This window comes from Kribbella italica (assembly GCF_014205135.1).
GTDB lineage: Bacteria > Actinomycetota > Actinomycetes > Propionibacteriales > Kribbellaceae > Kribbella > Kribbella italica.
The window spans coordinates 684,948-705,136 of record NZ_JACHMY010000001.1; the positions used below are offsets into that span (position 1 = coordinate 684,948).

Annotated in this window: 21 protein-coding genes and 1 other RNA gene; 12 read left to right on the top strand and 10 right to left on the bottom strand. The window is 69.2% G+C overall.

Annotation, left to right across the window (positions count from 1 at the left end; genetic code table 11):
- Nucleotides 1–13: 13 nt before the first annotated feature.
- Nucleotides 14–754 carry an AraC family transcriptional regulator gene (locus HDA39_RS03330; protein ID WP_184793772.1) on the bottom strand — a complete coding sequence of 247 codons (741 nt, stop codon included), beginning with the start codon at nucleotides 752–754 and terminating at the stop codon, nucleotides 14–16.
- 55 nt (nucleotides 755–809) lie between these two features.
- On the opposite strand from HDA39_RS03330, the gene HDA39_RS03335 reads away from it, so the two are divergent.
- On the top strand, nucleotides 810–1,934 hold the full coding sequence (locus HDA39_RS03335) for an MFS transporter (RefSeq protein WP_337925606.1): 1,125 nt from the start codon (nucleotides 810–812) through the stop codon (nucleotides 1,932–1,934).
- A gap of 20 nt (nucleotides 1,935–1,954) precedes the next feature.
- Here HDA39_RS03335 and HDA39_RS03340 read toward each other — a convergent pair whose 3' ends face one another.
- From HDA39_RS03340 to HDA39_RS03350, 3 genes are all read right to left on the bottom strand, one after another.
- Nucleotides 1,955–2,371, bottom strand: a complete 417-nt coding sequence (locus tag HDA39_RS03340; RefSeq protein ID WP_184793774.1) for a hypothetical protein — start codon at nucleotides 2,369–2,371, stop codon at nucleotides 1,955–1,957.
- Between the two features lie 31 nt (nucleotides 2,372–2,402).
- Nucleotides 2,403–2,802: RNase P RNA component class A (gene rnpB / locus HDA39_RS03345), an RNA gene on the bottom strand.
- A 9-nt stretch (nucleotides 2,803–2,811) separates the two neighbouring features.
- The gene (locus tag HDA39_RS03350) at nucleotides 2,812–3,180 is read right to left on the bottom strand and encodes a DUF952 domain-containing protein (RefSeq protein ID WP_184793775.1); all 369 of its coding nucleotides are present in this window, start codon (nucleotides 3,178–3,180) and stop codon (nucleotides 2,812–2,814) included.
- Between the two features lie 173 nt (nucleotides 3,181–3,353).
- On the opposite strand from HDA39_RS03350, the gene HDA39_RS03355 reads away from it, so the two are divergent.
- From HDA39_RS03355 to HDA39_RS03385, 7 genes are all read left to right on the top strand, one after another.
- On the top strand, nucleotides 3,354–4,445 hold the full coding sequence (locus HDA39_RS03355) for a hypothetical protein (protein ID WP_184793776.1): 1,092 nt from the start codon (nucleotides 3,354–3,356) through the stop codon (nucleotides 4,443–4,445).
- On the top strand, nucleotides 4,442–5,242 hold the full coding sequence (locus tag HDA39_RS03360; protein ID WP_184793777.1) for a hypothetical protein: 801 nt from the start codon (nucleotides 4,442–4,444) through the stop codon (nucleotides 5,240–5,242). The genes HDA39_RS03355 and HDA39_RS03360 overlap by 4 nt, the downstream gene beginning before the upstream one ends.
- On the top strand, nucleotides 5,242–7,701 hold the full coding sequence (locus HDA39_RS03365; protein WP_184793778.1) for a PQQ-dependent sugar dehydrogenase: 2,460 nt from the start codon (nucleotides 5,242–5,244) through the stop codon (nucleotides 7,699–7,701). Before HDA39_RS03360 ends, HDA39_RS03365 begins: the two co-directional genes overlap by 1 nt.
- Nucleotides 7,702–7,710: 9 nt before the next feature.
- Nucleotides 7,711–8,463, top strand: coding sequence for a ThuA domain-containing protein (locus HDA39_RS03370; protein ID WP_184793779.1), 753 nt, complete (start codon nucleotides 7,711–7,713; stop codon nucleotides 8,461–8,463).
- A gap of 157 nt (nucleotides 8,464–8,620) precedes the next feature.
- Entirely contained in the window at nucleotides 8,621–10,201 is a 1,581-nt protein-coding gene (locus tag HDA39_RS03375; RefSeq protein WP_184793780.1) for an alkaline phosphatase D family protein, read from the top strand.
- 63 nt (nucleotides 10,202–10,264) lie between these two features.
- Nucleotides 10,265–11,758: a S10 family peptidase gene (locus tag HDA39_RS03380; RefSeq protein ID WP_184793781.1), complete on the top strand. Its 1,494-nt coding sequence runs from the start codon at nucleotides 10,265–10,267 to the stop codon at nucleotides 11,756–11,758.
- Between the two features lie 16 nt (nucleotides 11,759–11,774).
- Entirely contained in the window at nucleotides 11,775–12,305 is a 531-nt protein-coding gene (locus HDA39_RS03385) for a GNAT family N-acetyltransferase (protein ID WP_184793782.1), read from the top strand.
- 744 nt (nucleotides 12,306–13,049) lie between these two features.
- Here HDA39_RS03385 and HDA39_RS03390 read toward each other — a convergent pair.
- Both HDA39_RS03390 and map read right to left on the bottom strand, forming a co-directional pair.
- Nucleotides 13,050–13,424, bottom strand: coding sequence for a GNAT family N-acetyltransferase (locus tag HDA39_RS03390; protein ID WP_184793783.1), 375 nt, complete (start codon nucleotides 13,422–13,424; stop codon nucleotides 13,050–13,052).
- A gap of 191 nt (nucleotides 13,425–13,615) precedes the next feature.
- Nucleotides 13,616–14,464 (bottom strand): type I methionyl aminopeptidase, encoded by an 849-nt coding sequence (gene map, locus HDA39_RS03395; RefSeq protein WP_184793784.1) that lies wholly within the window; start codon nucleotides 14,462–14,464, stop codon nucleotides 13,616–13,618.
- 55 nt (nucleotides 14,465–14,519) lie between these two features.
- Between map and HDA39_RS03400 the strand changes: the two genes are divergently transcribed.
- On the top strand, nucleotides 14,520–14,711 hold the full coding sequence (locus HDA39_RS03400) for a hypothetical protein (RefSeq protein ID WP_184793785.1): 192 nt from the start codon (nucleotides 14,520–14,522) through the stop codon (nucleotides 14,709–14,711).
- 69 nt (nucleotides 14,712–14,780) lie between these two features.
- Here the strand turns inward: HDA39_RS03400 and HDA39_RS03405 are convergent, their stop codons facing one another.
- Nucleotides 14,781–15,440, bottom strand: a complete 660-nt coding sequence (locus HDA39_RS03405) for a histone H1-like repetitive region-containing protein (RefSeq protein ID WP_184793786.1) — start codon at nucleotides 15,438–15,440, stop codon at nucleotides 14,781–14,783.
- A 294-nt stretch (nucleotides 15,441–15,734) separates the two neighbouring features.
- Here HDA39_RS03405 and HDA39_RS03410 point away from each other — a divergent pair, with 294 nt between their 5' ends.
- Nucleotides 15,735–16,481: a helical backbone metal receptor gene (locus HDA39_RS03410; protein ID WP_337925607.1), complete on the top strand. Its 747-nt coding sequence runs from the start codon at nucleotides 15,735–15,737 to the stop codon at nucleotides 16,479–16,481.
- A 63-nt stretch (nucleotides 16,482–16,544) separates the two neighbouring features.
- Entirely contained in the window at nucleotides 16,545–16,721 is a 177-nt protein-coding gene (locus tag HDA39_RS03415; protein WP_184807057.1) for a hypothetical protein, read from the top strand.
- Between the two features lie 15 nt (nucleotides 16,722–16,736).
- Here the strand turns inward: HDA39_RS03415 and HDA39_RS03420 are convergent, their stop codons facing one another.
- On the bottom strand, nucleotides 16,737–17,234 hold the full coding sequence (locus HDA39_RS03420; protein WP_184793787.1) for an NUDIX domain-containing protein: 498 nt from the start codon (nucleotides 17,232–17,234) through the stop codon (nucleotides 16,737–16,739).
- 130 nt (nucleotides 17,235–17,364) lie between these two features.
- Here HDA39_RS03420 and HDA39_RS03425 point away from each other — a divergent pair, with 130 nt between their 5' ends.
- Nucleotides 17,365–18,273 (top strand): aldo/keto reductase, encoded by a 909-nt coding sequence (locus HDA39_RS03425; RefSeq protein ID WP_184793788.1) that lies wholly within the window; start codon nucleotides 17,365–17,367, stop codon nucleotides 18,271–18,273.
- Here HDA39_RS03425 and pdxR read toward each other — a convergent pair.
- Together pdxR and HDA39_RS44060 are read right to left on the bottom strand one after the other, a co-directional pair.
- Nucleotides 18,253–19,674: a MocR-like pyridoxine biosynthesis transcription factor PdxR gene (gene pdxR / locus HDA39_RS03430; protein WP_184793789.1), complete on the bottom strand. Its 1,422-nt coding sequence runs from the start codon at nucleotides 19,672–19,674 to the stop codon at nucleotides 18,253–18,255. The two genes, HDA39_RS03425 and pdxR, sit on opposite strands and share 21 nt — an antisense overlap.
- 119 nt (nucleotides 19,675–19,793) lie before the next feature.
- Nucleotides 19,794–20,165 carry an HAD family hydrolase gene (locus tag HDA39_RS44060; protein ID WP_184793790.1) on the bottom strand — a complete coding sequence of 124 codons (372 nt, stop codon included), beginning with the start codon at nucleotides 20,163–20,165 and terminating at the stop codon, nucleotides 19,794–19,796.
- Between the last annotated feature and the right edge of the window lie 24 nt (nucleotides 20,166–20,189).

Here is a 20,189-nt window from a genome sequence, read left to right on the forward strand (position 1 = left end):
TCTTGGCAAACGTTTACCGAGACCTGTCAAGGTGCTGGCCGGGAGTGTGGCCGAAGGTCCGGCGGAAGGTGTCGATGAACGCGCTCGGGGTCGACCAGCCGCAGCGCAGTGCGACCGACGTGACGGGGTGGCCTTCGGCCAGCAGGATGAGCGCGTGGTGCAGGCGCAGCTGGGTGCGCCACTGGGGGAACGTCATCGCGAACTCGGCGCGGAAGAGCCGGGACAACGTGCGTTCGCCGGCGCCGACCGAAGCACCGAGGGTGGCCAAGGTTTGCGGAGAGGCTGGGTCGGCGGCGAGCGCGTCGCAGACCGCGGCCAGCCGCGGATCGGTTGCTTTGGGCAACTTCAAGGGCTGCTGCGCGGTGTGCCGCAACTGGTCGAGAAGGACGGCCCGCAAGCGGGTGTGCTCGGCCGACGGCAGCTCGGCGTCGGTGCAGGCGATGATCAGCTCGCGAAGAAGCGGGCCGACGGCAAGCACCGCGGGTGAGGACAGCGAGAGCGGATTCTCGGTCAGCCCGACCAGGTAGAGATCCGTCCGCCCGTAGGCCCGGTGCTGGTGCACGGTCCCCGCCGGCACCCAGATCGCCCGGTCCGCAGGCGCGATCCAGTGGCCCTGGTCGGTGGCGACGGCGAGCACCCCGCGGGCGGCGTACGCGATCTGGTGGTCGTCGTGCCGGTGCGCGTCGATGCCCGCGCCGGCATCGAGGCGGCGCAGGACGGTCGGCGCGATCGGCTGGTGGCGGCTTTTCGACATCAATGGGCAGATTATCGGAAGCCGGACAACCCCGCGCCGGACGAGGCTGGCAGGCGTGAAGAGACTCCCCACCGTCCTGCTCTCGACCGGCCACGGCAGCGTCGACCTCTACCAGGGCATCGTCCCGGTCTTGGTCCCGTTCCTGGTCGCCGAGCGCGGCTACGACTACGTCGCGGTCTCCGGCTTCGTGCTCGCCGCGACCCTGCTGTCGTCGGTGGTCCAACCACTGTTCGGCCTGCTCACCGACCGCTGGTCGATGCCGTGGCTGCTGCCGGTCAGCATGCTCGGCACCGGCGCCGGTACGGCGCTGATCGGCCTCACCGAGGACTACGCCCTCACGCTCCTCGTGATCGCGCTGACCGGCGTCGGCGTCGCGGCGTACCACCCCCAAGCAGCCCGTACGGCGCGCGCAGTCACCGGCGGCGGCCACGTCGGCATGAGCTGGTTCTCCCTCGGCGGCATCGTCGGCTTCGCGCTCGCGCCGGTGCTCGTCGTACCGCTGCTGCATGCGGGCGGCCTCGAAGCAACGCCCGCGCTGATGATCCCCGCGGTCGTCGGCGTGCTGATCACGCTTCCCCTGCTGCGCAAGGGCACAGCGCCGAAGGCCACCCGCCGAGAAGGTGCCGACGACTGGCGATCCTTCGCGCAGCTCACCACGATCATCGTGCTGCGCTCGATCGTGTACGTCGGGCTGACCACGTTCGTCGGCCTCTACATCGGCCAGCGACTGGACCTGTCCGCGACCGGCAGCTCCGCAGTCCTGATCGTGCTCTTCGGCGGCGGAGTCGTCGGCACCCTGCTCGGCGGCCGGCTCGCCAACCGCTGGGGTCGGCTGCCGGTGATGCGGATCGCGTATGCCACCGCGGCCGCCGGGCTCGCCGGCCTGACCTTCGTCCCCGGCCCGACGATGCTCGCATTCGTCGTATTGACCGCGATCGCCCTGTCCGTGCCGTTCTCGCTGCACATCACGCTCGGCCAGGACTACCTGCCGAGCCGAGTCGGTACGGCGAGTGGCGTCACGCTCGGCCTCGCCGTCAGCGCCGGCGGGCTGCTCGCGCCCGCACTCGGCGCACTCGCGAGGAGCACGTCACTGCAGACGGTGCTCGCCGTACTGATCGTGCTTCCCGCGGTCGCCGGACTGCTGGCCGGGCGTCTCGCCGAGCCCCGCCCGATCAGCTGATCCGGCGGGGCCGCGGCCGATCAGAGGATCGTGGTCCAGATCTTCGTGCTGGCCTCGCTGCCGACGAACGGGTTGTTCGCGGCCCAGAGCAGGCCTGCGTTGCCTTCGGGGACGTCGAAGTTGCACATCACCCAGCCGCCGTCCTCGCCGCGGCGGTTGAAGCACTCACGGCTCCAGTTCACCGACGACTCGGTGTCGTAGATGGTCCCGGCCGCAGGCGCGCCGTTGGCCTTGGTGTCCTTGACCCAGACGCGGTCGCCGTACGCGGCGAAGCACGCCTTGGCGCCGGTGACGGAGACGCACCAGACCCCCGTCGAGCCCTCCGGCGGCGCACCGCTCGGCTTGCCGTCGGCGGCGAACGCCTCGATCGTGGTCAGGCCCATCACCAGCAAAGTGGTGGCGGGGACGGCGATCAGGGCGCGGGTCAGCTTGTTCACAGGGTTCCTCACGTCGAGCACAGGGGGCAGTGGAACGGGCCGGTCTGTAAGCCGGATTCTGTAGTCGGTGATCATCCATCTACGGCTGCCGTTGCCGGCAGTCTCCAGCGGCCTACCCGCGAGCTCGGGCGGGCAGCCCTCGAACGCTCGCGCGAACGCCGGTTGCCCGGCGTCCTTCTTGGCCTTGCTCCACGTGGGGTTTACCTAGCCTCCGCAGTCACCTGCCGAGCTGGTGGTCTCTTACACCACCGTTTCACCCTCACCCGCACCTGAACGAACCACGGGGTTCGTCCAGGCCGCTGGCGGTCTGTTCTCTGTGGCACTGTCCCGCGGGTTTCCCCGGGTGGGCGTTACCCACCACGCTGCCCTGTGGAGTCCGGACTTTCCTCGGCGCGCACCGGAGTGCGCGACGCGATCACCCGACCGACCCGTTCCGCCGATCAGGATACGGCCTGCGGCGACACTTCGGGCCAGCGGCCGTCCGCACCACGCTCATAAGCCAGTACGTCGACCACGGCGTCCAGGTTCAGCGGTCCGTAGAGGTGCGGGAACGTCGTACCGCTGCCGTCCAGGTCCTCGTCGCACAGCGCCGAGACGAGTCGCTCGGTGTCGATCACCAAGAGCAGCAAGGGCTGCGAGACGTCGGCGTAGAAGCGGTTCGCGGTCGCGCCGACCTGTTCGAACCGGGACGCGTGGATGAAGGTCGCGCCGTCGTCCAGCGACGTTCCGCGGGTCGACATCCGGTACGCGCCCGCGGCCTGGGCGGCCGCCCACTCGTCGGGGAACGCGATGTGCAGGATCCTCGCCATGCCCAGAGATTAGCGACCGTACGGCGTACCGCCGCGAACCGGTCGAGGGTGTCGCAGGTTCCGGAACCGGTAAGGGATTGACAGCGGAGCGTGAAGCCAGAAAGATCCGATGTCTACCGCTGGTCCTCTCCGCCCCCAGGCCAGGGGTCCGCTCCATCTCCAGGAGAGATCCGATGAACACCCTCCTGCGATCCCGCCTGCCCAAAATCCTTCCGGCGATAGCCCTCCTTGCCGGGCTGATCGCGAGCAGCGGGCCTCCTCCCGCCGTCGCCGCTCCCGGCACCACCGCCTGGCAGAACGGGTCTTTCGTCGTCGACACCCCGAACCTGGTCCGGCGCTCCGGCATCGTGCTCGGCCGGGCCAATCCGCTGCCGACCGAATCGCTCCCGCTGGGCAACGGCGCCCTCGGGGCCGCGGTCTGGGCGGCCGGTGGTTTCACCGCGCAACTCAACCGCACCGACACGTTCCCGGGCCGCAAGTCACTCGGCCACGTGGTCATCCCCGGCCTGTCCCGGATGACCGGCGCGGCCGACTTCACCGGCCGCCTCGACCTGTACGACGGAATGCTGCGCCAGTCCGGCGGCGGCATGACGCTGACCGCGTTCGTCCGCGCCGACACCCAGCAACTCGTCGTCGACGTGACCGGCGCCGATCCCAACGCCACCCAGACCGCACAGGTCAAACTCTGGTCACCCCGTACGCCGACCGCCCGGGCCTCCGGTCCCGTTGCCGCCCTGGCCGAAACCTGGGTCGACAACTCCGGTGCGGGAGCGTCGGGCCGGACCTTCGGCTCGCTGGCCGGGATCACCGCGGGCGGCCGCAACGTCGTTGCCTCGATCCCCGATCCGCTGACCGGCCAGGTCGCCTTCCAGCCCAACGCCGACGGCTCGTTCCGGGTCGTCGTCGCGGCACCGACCTGGACCGGCGGCGACTCGATCGCCACCACCAACGCCGTACTGAACGGCGCTGCGACGCGGCCGGCCTCCGAGGTGCGCTCAGCGCATCTGCAGTGGTGGCACGACTACTGGCAGAAGGCCGGCCTGATCAAGATCAGCTCGGCCGACGGCACCGGCGACTACGTCGAGAACCTGCGGACCATCTACCTGTACTCCGCCGCGGCGCAGAGCCGCGGGGTGCTGCCGGGATCGCAGGCCGGGGTCGCTGACCTGTTCACGTTCTCGCAGGACAAGCGCGACTGGTACAACTCCTTGACCGTCACCACCGGCGCCGAGATCGGCCTGTGGGTCTGGGAGCACACCGGATGACCGACGACCGGGCGTTCCTGACGGCGCACTACCCGTTGATCAAGGGAGCGGCGCAGTTCCTCGGCGTCGACACCGCGCTGATCGGGCAGCTCACCGCGGCGATCCCGAAGATCCAGGCGCTGCTGCGGACCGACACGGCGACGCAGACGCAGCTGCTCACGCCCGCGCAGGATGCCAACGGCACCACCATGATCGGTCTGTCCACCCAGCCGGCGTTCGAGCCGTACGTCGAGCAGTCCGGCGTCCTGGCCATCACCGTCCCGGAGTCACTCGCGACGGACTACGACGGCCTGCTCAGGATCGCGCCCGCCTGGCCGGCCGACTGGACCGGTGAGGGAACGGTTGCCATCGGCCACAAGTCGAAGGTGCACGTCCAGATCACCAACGGCTCGCCGACGACGGTCGCGATCAGCTCCGGGGCCGCGCAGCAACTCGCCGTACGGAGTCCTTGGCCAGGGCAGAGTGTCACGGTCCTGGACGGTCAGACGAGGGCCGTTGTGGTGGCTGCCCAGTCCAACGCGACCTTCACGATCCCCGCCCAGCAGGGTCGGACCTACTTGGTGGAGAAGACCGGCGCGACCGTGCAGCCGTTCCAGTCGCTGTCCGGAACCCCGGCAACGACCGCACGACGCTACGACAAGGCAACGATCGGTCTTGCCAAAGGCAACGGAGCCGTCGCCCTGAAAGCACGGGCCAACGGCAAGTACGTCACCGCCGGGACCGGTACGCCGCTGATCGCGAACCGAGACGCGATCGGCCCGTGGGAACAGTTCGACCTGATCGAAGGAGTCGCGTGATGAGAAGAAGCCGAATCGCCGTGCTGATCACGGCGGCTCTGATCGGAGCCCTGGGCGTCAGCGCCCCCGCGGCCGAGGCAGGGTCGACCATCCCGGCCGCCGACTACCAGCAGGTGTCGCTGGCCAGTGGTGCCAACGAGCTCGGCGAGGCGATGTCGCTCGCCGTGATGCCCAACCGGTCGGTCATCCACACCGCCCGCGACGGCGCCGTCCGGATCACCGATGTCAACGGTACGACGACGCTGGCCGGCCGGTTGAACGTCTACACCCACGACGAGGAAGGACTCCAGGGCGTCGCCGTCGATCCAGGGTTTGCGACCAACCGCTTCGTCTGGCTGTACTTTTCGCCGAGGCTGTCGACGCCGGACGGGGACGCGCCGACCGACGGCACGCAGGCCGACTGGGACCGGTGGAAGGGGGAGCTGCACCTGTCGCGCTTCGTGCTGAAGACCGACAACACGCTCGACCTGGCCAGCGAGAAGATCGTGCTCCGGGTCCCGAACGACCGCGGCCAGTGCTGCCACGTCGGCGGCGATCTCGATTTCAATGCCGCCGGCAACCTCTACCTGACCACCGGCGACGACAGCAACCCGTTCCAGTCCGACAGCTACACGCCGATCGACGAGCGGACCAGCCGCAACCCGCAGTTCGACGCGCAGCGGACGTCGGGCAACACCAACGACCTGCGCGGCAAGCTGCTGCGGATCAAGCCGCAGGCCGACGGCACGTACACGATCCCGTCCGGCAACCTGTTCGCGCCGGGCACCGCGCAGACCAAGCCCGAGATCTACGCGATGGGCTTCCGCAACCCGTTCCGGATGAGTGTCGACAAACCGACCGGCATCGTCTACCTCGGCGACTACGGCCCGGACGCCGGCGTCACCGACCCGAACCGCGGGCCGAACGGCCAGGTCGAGTTCGACCGGATCATGGCCCCCGGCAACTACGGCTGGCCGTACTGCACCGGCACCAACGCCACGAACGAGACCTACAACGACTGGCAGTTCCCGAGCGGTCCGTCGGGTGCCAAGTTCGACTGCGCCGGTGGTCCCACCAACAATTCGTTCCGCAACACCGGCCAGACCAAACTGCCGCCGGCCAAGCCGTCCTGGATCAAGTACGGCGGTGATGCCGGAACGCCGCCGGAGTTCGGCGGCGGCTCCGAGTCGCCGATGGGCGGTCCGGTCTACCGGTACGACGCCGGCAACACCTCGCCGGTCAAGTTTCCGGCGTCGCTGAACGGCCGCTACTTCGCCGGGGAGCTCGGCCGCAAGTGGATCAAGGCGATCGAGGTGACCGGCACTGGTGGCGTCGGTGACATCGGTGCGTTCCCGTGGACCGGCACGCAGGTGATGGACATGGCGTTCGGGCCGGACGGCGCGCTGTACGTGCTCGACTACGGCACCGGCGCGAACAACCAGGCGTTGTGGCGGATCGAGTACAAGGGCAGCACCAACCGCAACCCGATCGCCAAGGCCGCGGCGACTCCCACCTCGGGTGGCCGGCCGCTGACCGTGGCGTTCTCGTCGGCGGGCAGCTCGGACCCCGAGGGCGGTGCGTTGTCGTACCGGTGGACCTTCGGCGACGGCGGCAGCTCGACGCAGGCCAACCCGTCGTACACCTACAACACCGCGGGCACGTTCACGGCGACGCTGACCGTGACGGACCCGACCGGGCTGACCGGTTCGGCCAACGTGCAGATCAGCGTCGGCAACACCGCGCCGACGGTGACGCTGCAGGCGCCGGCGGACGGGCAGCCGTTCTCGTTCGGCGACACCGTCCCGTTCCAGGTCACCGTCAGCGATCCGGAGGACGGGACGATCGACTGCAGCCGGGTGAAGGTGACCTACCTGCTCGGGCACGACGACCACCAGCACCAGATCACCTCGAAGAACGGCTGCAGCGGCTCGATCGCCGTACCGGCCGACGGTGAGCACGATCCGGCCGCGAACATCTTCGGGGTCTTCGACGCGGAGTACACCGACAACGGCGGGATCACCTCGCACAGCGTGCGTAAGCTCCAGCCGAGGCACCGCCAGGGCGAGCACTTCAGCGCGATGTCGGGGATCGAGTTCGCGACCCACGCCGCGGCCGAGGGCGGCCGGACGGTCGGGTACGTCGACACCAACGACTGGGTCTCGTTCACGCCGTACGCGCTGAGCACGGCGACGTCGTTCAGCGCACGGGTGTCGTCCGGTGGACCCGGCGGGACGATCGAGGTGCGGGCCGGGTCCGCGACCGGTCAGCTGATGGCGACCGTGCCGGTGGCCAACACGGGCAGCTGGGACACGTTCACCAACGTCTCGGCCAACCTGACCAACAAGCCGGCCGGCACGACGACGCTGTTCCTGGTCTTCAAGGGCGTCACGGGCAACGGGAACCTGTTCGACCTGGACGCGTTCACCCTGGCGACCTCGGGCTCGACCGGTACGACGGACACCTTCACCGTCTCTTCCTAGGGAGCTGTCATGACTACATTCACGCGACGTACGGCACTGCTGACCGGAGGAGCGCTTGTGGTCGGCGGGCTGCTGCCCTGGCAGACGGCCTCTGCGGCGCCGTACCAGGTGCTGGTGTTCAGCAAGACGGCCGGTTTCCGGCACGACTCGATCCCGGCCGGCATCCAGGCGATCCGGGACCTCGGTGCGGCCAACGGGTTCACTGTGACGGCTACCGAGGACAGTGCGGTCTTCACGGCGGCGCAGCTGGCGGCGTACAAGGCTGTGGTGTTCCTGAGCACGACCGGCGACGTCCTGAACGCCGCACAGCAGACGGCGTTCGAGGGCTACATCAACGGCGGGGGCGGGTACGTCGGAGTGCATGCGGCGGCTGACACCGAGTACGACTGGCCCTGGTACGGGCAGCTGGTCGGTGCGTGGTTCCACAGCCACCCGGCGATCCAGCAGGTCACCGCACGGGTCGAGGACCGGACCCACGCGTCGACCTCGCACCTGGGGACCACCTGGGTGCGGACCGACGAGCTGTACAACTACCGGACCAACCCGCGGCCGAACGTGCGGGTGCTGATCAACCTGGACGAGTCCACCTACAGCGGCGGCAACATGGGCGACCACCCGATCGCCTGGTACCACGCGCAGGGCTCGGGCAGGTCGTTCTACACCGGGTTCGGCCACACCATCGAGTCGTACGCCGACCAGGCGTTCCGGCGGCATCTGCTGGGCGGCATCCAGTACGCCGCCGGGGTACATCGACAACGGTGACCTGACCTTCAGTGGTGGGTCGGGGTCGCTGTTCGACGTGGACCACTTCAGTTTGAGTTAGCTGGGGTGTGCCGGCGCTCGTTTGGCGGGCGCCGGCACACCGTCCCGACACGCGCTGGTCGGCCGCTGGTCACCTGTTCGCACTAGCGTCCGGGAGATGACTCCGCCCGTAGGTGATGCGCTGGACCGTCGTCGTTTCCTGGGAGCCGTTGGAGGTGTCGCCGGTCTGGCCGCGCTCGCGCAGCTGCCGGTCGGCCCTGCCGAGGCGACCCCGAGGCCCGGGGGAGGTGACTACCCGTTCAGGCTCGGCGTGGCCAGTGGTGACCCGACGACCAGTGGGGTCGTGCTGTGGACCCGGCTGGTGCCTGACCGGTTCGTGCCGGGCGGTGGCATGCCGAACCGCAAGGTGCCGGTGCAGTGGCAGATCGCGCTCGACGCCGGCTTCCGGCGCGTCGTACGGCAGGGGCAGACGTGGGCGCTGCCGGAGCTGGCGCACTCCGTGCACGTGGAGGTCGAGGGGCTCGCGCCGGACCGCGAGTGGTTCTACCGATTCAAGTACCGCTCCGACGTGTCGCCGGTCGGGCGGACCCGGACAGCGCCGGTACGGACCGGTCGGCATGCCTCGATGAACTTCGCGTTCGCCTCCTGCCAGGAGTGGTCGAGCGGGTACTACTCGGCGCTGCGGCACCTGGCCGAGGAGGACCTGGACCTGGTGCTGCACCTCGGCGACTACGTGTACGAGGGCGGCATCCCGGCTGATGGCGGCTACCGGAAGACGCCGGTGCCCGCCGTACTGCAGGAGGCTCCGCGCGACGTCGACCGGTGGCGGATGCAGTACGCGCTCTACAAGAGCGACCCGGACCTGCAGCGGGCGCACGCGCGGTTCCCGTGGATGGTGACCTGGGACGACCACGAGGTGCAGAACGACTACGCCAACACGCAGTCGCAGTACGAGGGAGACATCACGGCGCTGCGCACGGCGGCGTACCAGGCCTGGTACGAGCACCAGCCCGTACGGCGTCCGGCCCGGCCCGCTGGCGAGGGCCCGCGGATCTACCGGCGGCTGCAGTGGGGTGACCTCGCGCAGTTCGACGTGGTCGACGGTCGGCAGTACCGCAGCGTGCCGCCGTGCGGCTGGGGCGAGGCGGACGCGTGCACCGGCGGCTACGACCCGTCGATCACCATGCTCGGCAAGAACCAGGAGAAGTGGCTGTACGACGGCCTGAAGCGCTCCCGGGCGCAGTGGGACGTGCTGGCCAGCAACGTGATGGTCGGCCGGCTCGACCACGACGGCGCGGCCGGCGACCTGCTCTGGCACGACGCCTGGGACGGCTTCCCGGCAGCGCGGCAGCGGCTGATCGAGGCCTGGCGACGGGCGGACACGCGGAACCCGGTGGTGGTGACCGGCGACTGGCACTCGAGCTTCGTCAACGACATCCACGAGAACTTCGACAAGCCGGGCACACCGGTGGTGGCGACCGAGTTCGTCGGGACGTCGCTGACCAGCAACGGCGACGGCGAGGTGTACGGGCCGTACTACGGGCCGATGATCAAGTACAACCCGCACATCAAGTTCTTCGACGGGGACCGGCGCGGGTATGTGCGGTGCTCGGTCTCGCGGGACGAGTTCCGCACGGACCTGCGGATGGTGACGACGGTGAGCCGGTCGGACGCGCCGAAGTACACCTACGCGTCGTTCGTGGTGGAGGACGGGCGACCGGGGGCTGTGAAGGTCTAGGTCGCTCGCGGGCTGTGGATATTCGACGACGGCGGGTTGCCTTGTTTTGTTAGTGTTCCGGGCATGGCGACAGACGAGCGGGGACCCGAGGCGACCGGCGACGAGGTCGCGCCCACGGCGGGCGCGACCAAGCCGGTCGACGACCTGACGACCACACGGCACGAGCTGACCGTGGGGGAGCGGACGCTGAAGTACACGGCGACCACGGGGCGGATCGTGCTGCGGCGGGAGGTGCTGACCGAGGGCAAGTTCGACGGGCACGTGCCGAAGGCCGAGGTGTTCCTGACGTCGTACACGCTGGACGACGCGGACGCGGGGTCGCGGCCGGTGACGTTCGCGTTCAACGGTGGGCCGGGATCGTCGAGCATCTGGCTGCACCTCGGGCTGCTCGGGCCGCGGCGCGTGGTGTCGGGCGACGTCGGGGAGCTCGCGCCACCGCCGTACGGGCTGGTGGACAACGCGGAGACCCTGCTGCAGGTGAGCGACCTGGTCTTCATCGACCCGGTCTCGACCGGGTACTCGCGCGCCGTCGAGGGCGAGAAGCCGGGGGAGTACCACGGGTTCACGCCCGACCTGGAGTCGGTCGGCGAGGTGATCCGGCTGTGGACGTCCCGCAACGGCCGCTGGATGTCGCCGAAGTTCCTGGCCGGCGAGTCCTACGGGACGACCCGCGCGGCCGGCCTGGTCGCGCATCTGCAGAACCGGCACGGCATGTACTTCAACGGCGTGATGCTGATCTCGGCCGTGCTCGAGTTCGGGACGCTGGACTTCACGCCCGGCAACGACCTGCCGTACACGCTGTTCCTGCCGTCGTACGCCGCGGCCGCGCACTACCACGGGCTGATCCCGGACCGGGAGCTCGCGGAGGTGCTCGCCGACGCGGAGCGGTACGCCGCCGGGCGGTACCCGAATGCGCTTGCCCAGGGCAACCGACTGCCCGCGGACTACCGATCGGAAGTGATCGAACGACTGTCGGCGCTGACCGGACTGTCGGCGGACTACCTGGACCGCGTGGACCTACGGATCGAGCACACCCGCTTCTTCGCCGAGCTGCTGCGTGCGCGGCGCCAGGTGGTCGGCCGGCTGGACGCCCGCTTCACCGGCTGGGACGCGGACTCCGCCGGCGAAATCTCCACGGACGACCCGTCGATGCGCGCGATCATGGGCCCGTACACGGCCGCGCTGAACCACTACGTCCGCGCCGAGCTGGAGTACCTGAACGACCTCCCGTACGAGATCATCAGCACCGACGCCGCCAAGGACTGGTCGTTCAAGGAGTTCGAGAACAACCACGTCACGGTCGCCGACCAGCTCGCCGAGGCGATGCGCGCCAACCCCCACCTGAAGGTCCACATCGCCTCCGGCCGCTACGACTGCGCCACGCCGTACTTCGCCACCGAACACACCGTCGCCCGCCTCCGCATCCCCACCGAACTCCGCGACAACATCGAGCTCTTCTACTACCCCGCCGGCCACATGATGTACGTCCACGAGCCATCGCGCCTGCAACAGTCCCAAGACCTCGCAGCCTTCGTCCAAGCAGCCTCGAACCGCTGATCACCCCGGGCCCCTGATGCTCCTCATCCGCCCACCCGCCCCGGCCGACCCCAGCCCTCCGCCGGCCGGGATCGCCCTGCGCGCACCAACCCCCGAAGACATCGAGCCCCTTGGCCGCACGTACTTCGCCTCCTACCCACCAGGCGTAGCCTGCGCCACCGAACCGGAAGCAATCGAAGACATCCGCCGCACGTACGCCGGCGAGTACGGCGTACTGGATCTCGCAGCGAGCCGCGTCGCGATCGACCAGACAGACAGTCGATCAGACACGACGAACGCCGTGCCGGACCATCGCGGGTTTCTCGCGGTCGACCTCCAGCCGATCGTCGGCGCCGCTCTAGTCGTAGAACGCGGCCCATGGGACGACGCCCCCGACTGCCCCTTCCTCATCGAAGTCTTCACCCACCCCACCCACCGCCGCCAAGGCCTCGCCCAGGCTTTGCTCACCACCTGCTTGACACCTGATGCCCCACTGGCCCTCCGCGTCCAAGACAACAACACCCCCGCCATCGCCCTGTACCAACGCCTCGGCTTCCGACCCAGCTGATGCACCCGCCCGCGCGCACCTGGCCACCTCACCAGCAGCCTCGACCGCGCACACCCACCGCCCCCCAACTCACCTGACGCGCCAGCGAACCCGGTGACCGCACGCTCCCTGGCCACCTCACCAGCAGCCTCGACCGCGCACACCCACCGCCCCCAAGCCTCAGCCGAAGCCGCCCTCGACGCAGACCGCTCCACCGAGTCCACCGACCTCAGCACTCCGCCGGCCGCTTTCCGTGGGGACTGTGAACACCAACGGGTGAGGGCTGGCCCACCCGCCTGAACGCCCGCTTGCGACGGAGCCTGCGGCGGCCTGCCTGTTTGCGCCTGCCCACCCGCATCCGCCCACCTGCCCACCCGCACCTGCACCTGCCCACCTGCACCTGCACCTGCCCACCTGCACCTGCACCTGCCCACCTGCACCTGCACCTGCCCACCTGCACCTGCACCTGCCCACCTGCACCTGCCCACCTGCACCTGCCCACCTGCACCTGCCCACCTGCGCCTGCCCACCTGCTTGCGTCGGCCCGCCTGCACTCGCCTGCATGTGGCGGCCCTTGTACGGCGATCAGTGTGCGCCGGTCTGTGGGCGGTGATTCGGCTGCGCTGGTCTGTCTGTCGGGTGACTGGTTCCTTGTTGGATGACTGGCGCGGTACAACGCGGCAGTCGTCCAACAACGGAGCAGTCGTCGAACAAAGGGCCAGTCGTCGGGGTGCCCGCGTGCGTTGGGCGGTCCGCGGCGCTGGGTTAGCCGGGGTAGATGCGGAAGCCGTTGTAGGTGTGGTGCTGGAAGGAGGCGTAGAAGTCTTGGGCGGTGTCGGTGACCAGGTCGATGCGGAGGGCGCCGGTGAGCGGGGCGGCGTACTCGAGCAGGGCTTGGCCGATGCCTCGGCGGCGGTGGGGTGTTGCCACGGCCATCAGGGACAGGTGGGCTTGGATGTGGCCGTCGCTTTGGAGGTAGGCGAAGCCGAGGACTTCGTTGTTCTCCACGGCGACGACGCTGGTGACGCCGGGAGCAGTCAGTACGACGTGCGCGCGCTCCGGGTCGCCGGGGAAACTCGGCCAGTCCTCGGCGGCACAGATCGCGAGTACGCCGTTCAGGTGCGCGCGGTCGTAGCGCATCACCAGCACGGCGGGCGCGCTGCCGGACCCTGACCCGGGAGTGGGCTGCGGGGCGCCGAGCCTCGGCGACGGGCGTGCGGCCTCTTCGTGAGCGCCGCGCCGGCCAAGGCCTCGGTCATTGCCAGGCCCCGCTGACGGGCGTGCATTGCCAGGTCCCGCAGACGGTTGTGGATCGCCAGGGCCAGGGATGTTCATGGCAGCGTGAGGATCTCGGCGCCGGTGTCCGTGACGAGCAGGGTGTGCTCGAACTGCGCGGTGCGGGACTTGTCCTTGGTGCTGGCGGTCCAGCCGTCGTCCCACAGGTCGTAGTCGTAGCTGCCCAGGGTGAGCATCGGCTCGATGGTGAACGTCATGCCGGGCTCGATCACGTCGTCGAACCGCTCGTCGTCGTAGTGCGGGATGATCAGGCCGGAGTGGAACGACGTCGCGATGCCGTGGCCGGTGAAGTCGCGGACGACGCCGTACCCGAAGCGCTTGGCGTACGACTCGATCACGCGGCCGATGATGCTGACCTGGCGGCCGGGCTTCACGGCCTTGATCCCGCGCAGGAGGGCCTCGTGCGTGCGCTCGACCAGCAGCCGGCTCTCCTCGTCGACGTCGCCGACCAGGAACGTCGCGTTGGTGTCGCCGTGCACGCCGTCGAGGAACGCGGTGATGTCGACGTTGACGATGTCGCCGTTCTCCAGCGGACGGTCGTCGGGGATGCCGTGGCAGATCACCTCGTTGACCGAGGTGCACAGGGACTTCGGGTAGTTGCGGTAGCCGAGCGTCGACGGGTACGCGTCGCGTTCCACCAGGTACTCGTGGCCGACCACGTCGAGCTCGTCGGTGGTCACTCCGGGCTTCGCGGCAGCGCCGACGGCCTGCAGCGCCCGCGCGGCGAGTTGGCTCGCGACGCGCATCTTCTCGACCAGTTCGGGGGACGTGACGTAGGAGCCCTCGTGCGGCGTCGGCGCGGGCTTGTCCACGTACTCCGGGCGCGGAACGGAGGCGGGAACAGGGCGGCGCGGCGAGATGATGCCGGGAGTGAGAATCGACATGGTGGGATCATTCTAGTTAGTTGCGACAACTTCACCGGGAAGGTGGTCCGCTGCGATGGCCGACGACGATCACAGCAACGAGTGGTACTACAACACGAAGACCGGCGAGGTCGAGCCCTACCAGGGTGCGAAGTCCGCCGACCGGCTCGGTCCGTACAGCTCGCGGGAGGAAGCCGCGCGGGCCTACGAGATCGCCAAGGAACGCAACGAGTCCTGGGACAACGACCCGAAGTGGAACGACGACTGAACAGCACCCGCTGAACGTGCCGAGGGGCACCACCGCACAGGTGGTGCCCCTCGATCGTTCGTACGGCGACTAACGCGACGTCGCCTTGCGGGCCGGCGCCTTGCGCGCGGTCGTCCGCTTGGCCACGGTCTTGCGGGCCGGGGCCTTCTTCGCGGGAGCCTTCTTCGCGGCGACCTTACGCGCCGGCGCCTTCTTCGCGGCGACCTTGGCCGGGGCCTTCTTGGCGGCGACCTTGCGGGCCGGAGCCTTCTTCGCCGGGGCCTTCTTGGCCGCGACCTTGCGAGCCGGTGCCTTCTTGGCGACGGTCTTCTTCGCGGCGACCTTCTTGGCGGGAGCCTTCTTCGCCACGGTCTTCTTCGCCGTCGTCTTCTTGGCCGGGGCCTTCTTGGCCGTCGTTACCTTTTTGGCGGCGACCTTCTTCGCCGGCGCCTTCTTGGCGACGGTCTTCTTCGCGACGACCTTCTTGGCGGGAGCCTTCTTCGCCGTGGTCTTCTTCGCGGCCGTCGTCTTCTTCACCGCCGTGGTCTTCTTCGTGGCGGTCTTCTTGGCGGGTGCCTTGGAGACCGCCTTCTTGGCCGCACTCACCTTCTTCGTCACTGTCTTCTTCGCTGCCGTGACCTTGCGCGCGGTCGTTGTCTTCGCGGCTGGGGCCTTCTTGGCGACAGTCTTCTTGGCGGGAGAAGCCTTTTTGGCTGTCGCCTTCCCTGCGGCTGCCTTCTTGGCTGGCACTCTGCCTCCTTGGTGCGGCTGAGGAAAACCACGGTGGATTCCTCGTCGTCCTGATGATGACAACACTTGGTGCCCACGTAAAGCACCTGTTTCGCCCACAGGTCAAGGCATCCGCGCCGGCAATTCGGGCGGTAATGCCGAAAATCCTTGTGCAGAAGGGTTTTCGGTGACCCTTGAGCATGCCGGAAGGCGCCGAAGAAATGTTGGCGACACGCGCGCCAACTGGCCACTTCGGCACGTTTTCGGACAGTGTTGTCCTCGGCAACGTCTCTGCGAACGATCGGATCCGGTGCGGTGCGAACCCTGTACGACGACCTTCACCACCCCGTCGAACTCCCGGCGAACCTCACGTCGGTGGTCAGCATCGTGCCGTCGTTGACGGAGTCGATCGCGCACACGCACCGGCCTTTGCTGACCGGCGCGACGGACTGGTGCAGCCATCCGCACGACCTCGACGTGACACGCGTTCGCGGCACCAAGAATCCCGATGTCGAACGCATCGTGGCGTTGCGTCCCGACGTCGTCGTCGCGAACGCCGAAGAGAATCGCGCCGTCGATCTCGACGCGTTGCGCGCGCACGGAATCGCGGTGTGGGTGACCACACCAACGACGGTCGAGGAGTCACTGACTTCACTCGAACGAATGCTCTCGGCGATCACCGGCGGCACACCGTCGTGGCTCGGCGAAGCACGCGAGGTGTGGCGCACGCCGTACGACGGACCGCGCCGGCGGGCCGTCATTCCGATCTGGCGAAAGCCGTGGATGGCACTCGGCCGGGACACGTTCGCGGGTGATGTTCTGCGACGGCTCGGGATCGACAACGTGCTGACGGAATCGCCCGAACGTTATCCGCGGTTCGAGCTCGGCGCGTTACCGCCGTACGACGTGGTGGTGCTGCCGGACGAGCCGTACGCCTTTTCTCCCGACGACGGTCCGGAGGTATTCGACCGGCCGGCGAAGTGCGTTTCCGGGCGCCATCTGACCTGGTACGGGCCTTCGCTGGTCGAGGCGCGGGCGGTGCTCAGCGGACAGCTGGCGTGACCTGCGCCACGGTCGTTGCCGTCTCAGGTAGACGGTTAGGTCAGGCTCACCTATCCTCCTAACGTGCCGGAGATGACCGCGAAGAAGAAGTGCTGCAAGGACAAGCCGAGGTGCAAGAAGTGCCCGGTGGTCCTCAAGCGGCTGGCTGATGCCGGCTGCGCGGAGCGCCTCGACCTGCGGCACTACGTGGTGGACAAGAAGGTCAAGAAGAAGGTCCTGAAGCAGGCCCGCGAGCGCTGAGGCCCGCGGCCAGCATCAGGACGCCTGCCGCAGCGTGATCGCCTCGACCGCGACCCGCAGCAGCCCTGGGATCGTGACGTGCGCGGCCTGACCGGTCGCCTCCAGCTCGTCGGGGTGCCACCAGCCGTGGTCGCTGATCGTCTCCAGCTCGAGCGCCTCCTGGTTGGCGAACGACACCTCGACCGTGTCGACACCGACCGCGAAGAACGTCTGGTGCTGGATGATCGGGCAGCCGCCCCACTCGAACTCGATCGTGTTGGTCGCGACCGGTTCGCCGAGCGCGTCGGTCGGCAGCAGGATGCCGACCTCCTCGCGCAGTTCCCGCAGCCCTGCCTGCACAACGGTCTCGCCCGCCTCGACGCCGCCGCCGATCGTGAACCAGTACGGCGTACCGGGTTTCAGCGGGTCCCAGCCGTGCAGCAGCAGCACCTTCCCGTCCGGGCGGACGGGCAGGACGCGGGCCGTCGTCCGCCGGACGACGGTGCCTGGTGGTGGCAACCGGGAATCTGTCACATCTCAAAACGCTAGACGACCTGTCCCGTCCTTCGACCGCTTCCCCGGCGCGTCGCCGTCAGCAACTGGCGGGCACGAGCGACGGGATCCACACGCGCCGGTGGTTGGAGCGCGGTGAGACGATCGCCGTATGACAGCGCGCATCGGTCTGGGTCTGGCCGCTCTGGGACGTCCCGGCTACATCAACCTCGGGCACGACGAGGACCTGCCGCCGGGCCGCGAGGTCGAGGACCTGCGCCGTCGTACGCACGAACTGCTCGACCAGGCCTGGCAGTCCGGAGTCCGGTACTTCGACGCGGCGCGCTCGTACGGACTGGCGGAAGCGTTCCTCGGCGAGTGGCTTGCCGCCGACCCGAAGCGCCGGGCGCAGCTGACGGTCGGGTCGAAATGGGGCTACACGTACGTCGCCGACTGGCGCTCGGACGCCGACCAGCACGAGATCAAGGACCACTCGCTCGCGACCTTCGAACGCCAGTGGCCGGAGACCCTGGAGGCTCTTGGCGGCGCGCCGGACTTCTACCTCGTGCACAGCCTGACGCAGGACAGTCCCGCGCTGGCCGACACGAAACTGCTCGACCGGCTAGGTGAGCTGGCGGCGACCGGCGTACGGGTCGGTCTGTCGACGAGTGGTCCGCACCAGGCCGAGACCCTGCGCGCGGCGCTGAAGCTCGACGGTCCGTTCACGGCGGTCCAGTCGACCTGGAACGTGCTCGAACGGTCGGTCGGGCCGGCGCTCGCCGAGGCTCACGACGCCGGGTGGTTCGTCGTCGTCAAGGAAGCGGTCGCCAACGGACGGCTGACGGCGAAGGCCGGTACGACGCCGTTCACGGCGTTCGCCGCCCAGCATCACGTCGCTCCCGACTCGCTGGCGCTCGGTGCCGCGCTGGCCAACTCGTGGGCCGACATCGTGCTCAGCGGCGCGACGACCGCTGAGCAACTCGCGAGCAATCTCGCGGCGACGGACGTCGAGCCGCTCGCCGAGTTCACGCAGACTCCCGCGGAGTACTGGACCGAACGGTCAGCCCTGCCGTGGATCTGAGATCACGTCGGCCAGCACGCGAACCCCGCGGCGGATCGCCGACTCGTTGACGTTGCCGAAGCCCATCACCAGCCCGGGCTCGGCCGCGCCGACGTCGTCCATCCGGTAGTCGCCCAGACCGCGCACGGCCACCGAACGTTGCGCGGCCGCCGCGACGACGGCCGCCTCATCCGCTCCGGACGGCAGCCGGAGTACGGCGTGACAGCCGGCCGCGAGGCCGGTCAGCCGCAGCGCGGGAAGGTGCTCGTTGACCGCGTCGATGAGCGCGTCCCGGCGTACCTGGTACGTCGTGCGCATCCGGCGCAGATGCCGGTCGTAGCGACCCGACTCCATCAACCGGGCCAGCGCCAGCTGGTCCAGCGCGGGTGCTCCACGGCTGGTCAGCGCCTTGGTCTCGACGAGGCCGTCGACGATCGTCGGCGGAGCGAAGATCCAGCCGATCCGGATGCCCGGCGCGAGCGTCTTGCTCACCGAGCCGAGCGCGATCACCCGCTCAGGAGCCAAGCCCTGCAGGGATCCGACCGGTTGCCGGTCGTACCGGAACTCCGAGTCGTACTCGTCCTCGATCACGAACCCGTCCACCTGCTCGGCCCACGCCACCAGCTCCTGCCGGCGTCCCGGACTGAGCGCGACACCGGTCGGGCACTGATGCGCGGGAGTCAGTACGACGGCCCGCGCGCCGCTCGCGCTCAGCGCGGCGACCTCGACGCCCTCCTCGTCGACCGGGACCGGAACCGACCGCAGACCGAAGCGCTCGGCGATCCGGTCGTGGTCGCGCGGGCCGGGGCTCTCGAGACCGACGCAATCGACGCCGTGCTGCGCGAGCGTGGCGAGGACAAGTGTGAGCGCGTGCCGGAAGCCGGTCGTCACGATCGTGCGTTCCGCGACGGACGCTCCCGCGCGGACACGGCGGTGGTAGGCCGCGAGGACCTCGCGCAGCCGTGGGTCGCCGCGGTCGGGTTCGTCGCCCATCAGCGTCGCGGGCGCGAGCCGGGCCGCGTCGCCGAGCGCCCAGACCCAGTCGCGGACCGGCGCGGAGGCGAGGTCGGGGATGCCGTACTCGAAGTCGACGTCGAAGCGTGGCGACGGGTGGTCGACGGGCGTCGTACGGGCCGGCGCGGTGGCTTCCGCGCGCTCGGCGACGCGCGTGCCGGAGCCGACCTCGCTGACCAGGTAGCCCTCGGCGTACAGCTGGGCGTAGGTGTCGACGACGAGGCCGCGCGAGATGCCGAGCTGGTCGGCGAGGCCGCGGGAGGACGGCAGCCGTTCGCCGGGGCGCAGCGCGCCGGTGCGGATCGCCGTCCGGAGCTTCTCCTGCAACTGGTGCCCGAGCTGCCGCGGCGTCCCGCGGTCGAGCTGCAGGAGCAGCCCAGGACCGTCGCCCTTCCACTGCACCGTCATGGCGCCTCCCAAGTGGTTCACCGGCCGACCCCCGGAATCGACCTTCAGCCCGTGTCGCATTCGACCACATGTCGAAGGTCGTCAGCCGAGGGCGGGAACACCCTGCGCGAGATCGTCGACTACCGCGTGCGCACCAGTACGCTCAGCGCGCAGCCAGCACCTTGGGAAGCTCGCGCAGGGTCGTGAGAACGGCATCCGGCCGGTGCCCGGGCGGCGGGCACGGGAAGGCGCTCCGGTTTGAGCCAAATGCCTGTCCAGCCTGCGGCTTGCGGGCCGGTCACGTCGTTCGGTAGCGAGTCCCCGATCATCGCACCCGGCGTCCGATCCACCTTCTCCGCCGCTATTTCGTACGCCGCGAGATCGGGCTTGGCGACGCCGAGGTCCTGCGCGAACAGCACGACGTCGAACAGCTCGTCCAGCCCCGGCCTTGACCGTGGAGCTTCGCCAGGGTTGCGTGCAAGGACCTGCGCATCACCTGGTCGAAGTTCCACAGCGTGTTGTCGCCGTCGAAGAAC

Excerpts from the sequence above, each read along its gene's own strand:
- HDA39_RS03365 (WP_184793778.1), top strand. The coding sequence starts at position 5,242 with ATGAGAAGAAGCCGAATCGCCGTGCTGATCACGGCGGCTCTGATCGGA.
- HDA39_RS03330 (WP_184793772.1), bottom strand. The coding sequence starts at position 754 with ATGTCGAAAAGCCGCCACCAGCCGATCGCGCCGACCGTCCTGCGCCGC.
- HDA39_RS03355 (WP_184793776.1), top strand. The coding sequence starts at position 3,354 with ATGAACACCCTCCTGCGATCCCGCCTGCCCAAAATCCTTCCGGCGATA.
- HDA39_RS03425 (WP_184793788.1), top strand. The coding sequence starts at position 17,365 with ATGACAGCGCGCATCGGTCTGGGTCTGGCCGCTCTGGGACGTCCCGGC.
- map (WP_184793784.1), bottom strand. The coding sequence starts at position 14,464 with ATGTCGATTCTCACTCCCGGCATCATCTCGCCGCGCCGCCCTGTTCCC.
- HDA39_RS03370 (WP_184793779.1), top strand. The coding sequence starts at position 7,711 with ATGACTACATTCACGCGACGTACGGCACTGCTGACCGGAGGAGCGCTT.
- HDA39_RS03385 (WP_184793782.1), top strand. The coding sequence starts at position 11,775 with ATGCTCCTCATCCGCCCACCCGCCCCGGCCGACCCCAGCCCTCCGCCG.
- HDA39_RS03360 (WP_184793777.1), top strand. The coding sequence starts at position 4,442 with ATGACCGACGACCGGGCGTTCCTGACGGCGCACTACCCGTTGATCAAG.
- HDA39_RS03390 (WP_184793783.1), bottom strand. The coding sequence starts at position 13,424 with ATGCGCTACGACCGCGCGCACCTGAACGGCGTACTCGCGATCTGTGCC.
- HDA39_RS03375 (WP_184793780.1), top strand. The coding sequence starts at position 8,621 with ATGACTCCGCCCGTAGGTGATGCGCTGGACCGTCGTCGTTTCCTGGGA.
- HDA39_RS03380 (WP_184793781.1), top strand. The coding sequence starts at position 10,265 with ATGGCGACAGACGAGCGGGGACCCGAGGCGACCGGCGACGAGGTCGCG.
- pdxR (WP_184793789.1), bottom strand. The coding sequence starts at position 19,674 with ATGACGGTGCAGTGGAAGGGCGACGGTCCTGGGCTGCTCCTGCAGCTC.
- HDA39_RS03400 (WP_184793785.1), top strand. The coding sequence starts at position 14,520 with ATGGCCGACGACGATCACAGCAACGAGTGGTACTACAACACGAAGACC.
- HDA39_RS03350 (WP_184793775.1), bottom strand. The coding sequence starts at position 3,180 with ATGGCGAGGATCCTGCACATCGCGTTCCCCGACGAGTGGGCGGCCGCC.